Raw genomic sequence first — 5354 nt, 5'->3', positions numbered from 1 at the left:
ATTAATCAATATATTCACCACTATAATCATAGAAGAATAAAACAAAAATTGAGCGATATGTCTTTGCTTGAATACCGAATCCATACCATTCAATTAACCGTTTAAATACAAACTCCAACTTTTGAGGTTCACATCAATTCAGAAGTTCTTTTTGTGAAAATATATTTGTTTAGTGAGCCTTTTCGTATTTATAATCCCATGATAGATGTTCTGCATCGATCTGAACTTGTTTGTCATAATCTTTCAGGACTTCTGCTGTTTTACCTGACAAAAAGATTAGAGCAATTATATTAGGTAAAGCCATTAGCCCCATTGATAAGTCAGCAATATCCCAAACTACACCAGGACTTGCAAAATAACCCATGGCAATTGCCATCAAAGCAACTAACTTAAAAGAATGAATGATTTTCCCATTATCAAAGATAAATTTAACATTGGACTCTGCAAAGAAAAACCAACCAACAATTGTAGTTAAGGAAAAGCTTGATAAGGCGATAGCTAAGAATGACTCTCCAATTTTTCCAAATTGAATTTGGAAAGCAGTTTGTGTCATGATTTGACCATACTCACCTAAAGCTTGAGGAGTCATAGCTTGGATTGTTTCAATGGAATAAGCCCCTGTTAAAAGATTTATCATGACCGTTGCCACACAAATAATAAAAGTACATATAAAAACACCAATCATGGCAATAAAGCCTTGTTCAGCAGGATGTGAAGTCACAGCTACTGCATGAGAATGGGGGGTTGATCCCATTCCGGCCTCATTTGAAAATAAACCTCTAGCTAACCCATATCGCATTGCTTGCTGAACACTGATTCCTAGCGCTCCTCCAGCTATCGCTTGAGGATTAAAAGCGCTATTAATAATCAACTTGATAGTGGGTATCAATTGATCAATGTTTAAAATCATAATTAATAATGCCACTAAAACATATGATATGGCCATAGTAGGAACAACACGCTCAGAAAATTTACCAATCCGCTCCATTCCTCCAATAAGGATCCAGCCAACCACCACTATTAAAACACAGGCTATCAAGAATTGATTTAAACCAAAAGCCGTATTCATTGACGAAATAATAGAGTTAGCCTGAACCATAATACCAACTAATCCAAGTGCAACAATGCACAAAACAGCAAAAATATATGCTAGCCACTTTTGCTTTAAACCATTTTTAATATAGTACGCAGGTCCTCCAACTAACGTACCATCTGAAACTTCCCTCTCCCTAAATACTTGAGACATGGTAGCTTCAGCAAACATTGTAGACATTCCTAAAAAGCCAGAAACCAACATCCAAAATGCCGCTCCCGGACCGCCACCAATAATAGCAGTTGCAATCCCTACTATATTGCCAGTCCCTACTTGAGCCGCAACGGCTGTAGCTAAAGATTGAAAAGGAGTCATACCACCTTCTTTGGCTGATTTACCCTTTATAATATCTGATATCATACGTTTCAGAGCAGGAAAAACACGTGAAAACTGCGGGAAACCCAAACGAACAGTCATAAATAATCCGATTCCAATAAAAGCATATAAAAGAACATAATCCCATAAATAATCTCTAAGTGTTACAACAATATCTGAAAAATTCATTAAATAATTCCTTTCTTAATTAGAAACAGCTGAAGTAGACCTGTTAATAAATAAATAAATAACTTTCATATATAGGTTCACTCCTTCCAAGATAATTTGTCGCTACTTGTTAAGATTAACACAAACTATAAGGTAAATTAATGGCTTTCATTAATTTTTTTAATCGTTTTACTCAATAGTATTATAGCTGATATGTTATTTTTAAACATTTGAATGCTTGAAGGAAATTGTGACTTAATTACTAACGTTCGATGTAGAATTTTAGTCATTCATAAGTATGCTAAATATCGAATAAGATTGATAAAAGGCATTCTATTTCATTTTTATGTTAATAAGTAGATTAGTTTGAAAGAACTTAGATCATTAACTAGAATTCTTAATTTTAAAAAGAAAGAAGTGGTATCCATCCGATATAAACACCGAATAAATACCACTTAAATAATCACAAAATATCAACTTTTATTATAACTTCCATAACCAAAATCCTAATGCGGCCGAGAAGACTCGAACTTCCACATCCTTAAGGATACCAGCCCCTCAAGCTGGCGCGTCTGCCATTCCACCACGACCGCTCTATCAATAACGATAGTATATATTGTAACGAATCGGCAGCGCTTATGTCAACTTTTATTTAGGATTTATTAGTTTTAATCCAATGCGTGACCGTTCACGATCAATAGAAATTACTTCTACTTCAACAATATCTCCCACGGCTACTAGCTCAGAAGGATGCTTAATGAATCGACCTTTTGGTGAACTTAATTTAGATATATGGATAAGTCCATCCTGTTTAACTCCAATATCAACAAAAACGCCAAAGTCGACAACATTTCTTACAACACCCTGTAACTGCATATTTTCCTCTAAGTCTTCCAGCTTCAAAACATCGTCTCTTAAAATAGGCGCATCCTGACCATCTCGAATATCTTGACTAGGATTTATCAAGCCTTCCAAGATATCCTTGGCTGTTTCTTTTCCAATTTGATAAGTTTGAGCAATCTGCTGGGTGTCTAAAGATTTTAAAATTTGACTGCTTTCTACTTGACCTATTTCATCTAAAGACAAGCCATTATCTTCTAGAATCCGTTCTGCAATTGCGTATGATTCTGGGTGAATAGAGGTCTGATCTAGAGGGTTTGTTCCTTTTATAATGCGTAAGAAACCAACAGCTTGTTCATAGGTTTTTGGTCCCATGCGTTTCACTTTTTTAATCTGTTTTCGATCCTCAAACCTACCAATCTCATCTCTTAAAAGAATCACATTCTTAGCTGTTGCATGGGTCATTCCAGATACACGTTCTAATAATTGAATACTAGCAGTATTAATGTCGACTCCTACCTGATTGACTGTCATATTAACGACAAAATCCAATTCATCTGCCAATAAATTTTGGCTAACATCGTGCTGGTATTGTCCGACTCCCATTGATTTCGGATCAATTTTTATCAACTCTGCTAGAGGATCTTGCAATCTTCTTGCGATAGAAACTGCACTTCTTTCTTCTACTTGATAATCAGGAAATTCTTCACGAGCTATTTTACTAGCTGAATATACAGAAGCGCCTGCCTCATTAACAACTATAAACCGAATAGACCGGTCAATCTGCTTAACTACTTCACTTACAAAGACTTCAGATTCTCTACTTGCTGTTCCGTTACCAATAGCAATAACATCAACTTGATGTTGTTCAATCATTGACTTTAAAATAGTCGCTGCTTGTTGGCGCTTATAGTCAGTTGCAGGTGGATGCGGATAGATTACACCCTTATCTAGCACACGACCAGTTTCTGAAATAATCGCCAATTTGCACCCCGTACGATAAGCAGGGTCTAATCCGAGTACGCGAAAGCCCTTCATTGGAGGCTGTAAAAGTAAATGACGTAAGTTCTCTCCAAAAATAGCAATCGCATGGCGATCTGCCCTTTCAGTTTGTTCACTCCTAATTTCACGCTCAATTGCCGGCTGAATAAACCGTTTATAGGCATCTTTAATTGCTAACTCAATCCGCTCTTTTTGTTGGTTAGGCAGTTCTTCATCTAGAATATGCTTTTCTATATACTGAAGCGCCGGTTCCTCATCTACTTGGATTTTAACTGAAAGAACCCCTTCTTTTTCACCACGATTGGAGGCTAAGACACGATATTCAGCAATTTTCATTAGTTTTTCTTGGAAATCGTAATACATTTGATAAACTCCACGTTCGTCAATGTCTTGCTCTTTTAAAGTAGTGGTCCAATAGGCATTATATTTTGTATATTTTCGAATAAATTCTCGGAAATCTGCTCGATCCGATATTTCTTGAGCAATAATCTCATGGGCTCCTTCGAGTGCTTTGTCAACTGATGAAACCGACTCGTTAAGATATTTTTCGGCCTCTTGCTCCAGTGGAACATCTAAGTCTTTATTAGTTAGCATCCAACTTGCTAAAGGTTCTAAACCATTCTCAATAGCCACCATCGCTTTAGTCCGACGTTTTTTCTTAAAGGGACGATATAAGTCTTCTACTTGTTGTAATGTCTGTGCCTGTTCAATATTTTCTTGAAGGTCAGCATCCAGCTTCCCTTGTTCCTCAATCGCTTTTAAGACATCCTCTTTGCGTTGATGGAGATTTAAAGCATACTGATACTGTTTATCGATATCATAGATTTGAACCTCATCTAGAGACCCAGTCATTTCTTTACGGTAACGTGAAATAAAAGGGATTGTATTCCCTTCCTCCAATAAATTAAGAACCGCATTAATTTGATTGACTTCTATATTTAATTCGTTGCTAATGGATTTGATAATATTTGCTTGATTGTTTTCATTATTCATCCTATCATTCTCCTTCTAAAACTGGGACGGAATATATCTGAATTACTGCCGTTTTACTAACTTTCATAGCATGCAGTTCTCCTCCAAAGACACAACCACCATCAATTCCCCATTTCATATCTTTACGCCAAACATTGGAATTATAGTAATTCTGATGAAGCACCATAGTTGGAGTGTGCCCAAAAATAATTTGTTTACCGGTAGAATTCTTTGTTTGATGAAAGCTGTCTCTAATCCACAGAAAATCGTGATCAGAAGTGTTTTTCCAGTTTTCAAGCGACAAATCTACACCAGCATGAACAATAATGAATTCTCCATATTCAAAATAATAAGGGAGACCCTCTAACCAAGTTTCCAGCTTAGGATAAGTCTGTTTAATTTGACGAGCTAGTCGTCTGGCTTGTGATTTTACGACTTTCTCTTCAGGAATATTTAATAACTGACAAATAGTCGCTACTCCACCATTCATAATGTAATGATTAAAAAAATTATGCGGGCTTCGCAAAAAATTTAAGAGCATGGATTCGTGGTTCCCTCTTAAACAGAGGGCATTCTTTTCTTTTTGAAGTTGCCATACACGGTTTAAAACAGCTAAACTATCATAGCCACGATCAATATAATCTCCAATAAAGACCAATCGCTCTTCTTCAGGTATCCAACTTGCTAATAGTTGATCTAATTCATCACTCATTCCGTGGATATCTCCGATAACAAATAAGTGCTCTGGATTATTTTTCACTGCTTCACCGCCTTTAAAATCGAATAAATTAAGTATAGCATAGCTTAAGTAGTAGGAAAATCATAGAATATTTTATAGAAAGCTCGATCAATAGTAAAGCCCCTCACGCAAGTTAGAAGAAACTACTTGAAGGGCTTTATTGTTTTGGTTCTATAATAAACAGGGTGGATGGAAGAAAAAAACACTTCCTTCCATCCTATTTTT

The 5354-nt window shown here is 36.1% G+C and carries 4 protein-coding genes and 1 tRNA gene; 1 reads left to right on the top strand and 4 read right to left on the bottom strand.

Annotated elements, in window-relative coordinates; all coding sequences use genetic code 11:
• On the top strand, positions 1–105 hold the full coding sequence (locus ACQV2R_RS08435) for an IS3 family transposase (protein ID WP_428892096.1): 105 nt from the start codon (positions 1–3) through the stop codon (positions 103–105).
• 64 nt (positions 106–169) lie between these two features.
• Here ACQV2R_RS08435 and ACQV2R_RS08430 read toward each other — a convergent pair whose 3' ends face one another.
• The 4 genes from ACQV2R_RS08430 to ACQV2R_RS08415 form a co-directional block, all read right to left on the bottom strand.
• Positions 170–1597 carry an alanine/glycine:cation symporter family protein gene (locus ACQV2R_RS08430; RefSeq protein WP_428875543.1) on the bottom strand — a complete coding sequence of 476 codons (1428 nt, stop codon included), beginning with the start codon at positions 1595–1597 and terminating at the stop codon, positions 170–172.
• Between the two features lie 489 nt (positions 1598–2086).
• Positions 2087–2169: transfer RNA gene (locus ACQV2R_RS08425), tRNA-Leu, on the bottom strand.
• A 55-nt stretch (positions 2170–2224) separates the two neighbouring features.
• On the bottom strand, positions 2225–4411 hold the full coding sequence (locus ACQV2R_RS08420; RefSeq protein ID WP_428874575.1) for a Tex family protein: 2187 nt from the start codon (positions 4409–4411) through the stop codon (positions 2225–2227).
• A 4-nt stretch (positions 4412–4415) separates the two neighbouring features.
• Complete coding sequence (locus ACQV2R_RS08415) at positions 4416–5150, bottom strand: metallophosphoesterase family protein (RefSeq protein WP_428875545.1); 735 nt, start codon at positions 5148–5150, stop codon at positions 4416–4418.
• Positions 5151–5354: the final 204 nt, after the last annotated feature.

Source organism: Facklamia sp. P12937 (genome assembly GCF_050409505.1).
In the GTDB taxonomy this organism is placed as follows: domain Bacteria; phylum Bacillota; class Bacilli; order Lactobacillales; family Aerococcaceae; genus Facklamia.
The sequence above is the reverse complement of the archived record's forward strand: the minus strand, read 5'-3'. Positions and strand labels throughout refer to the sequence as shown.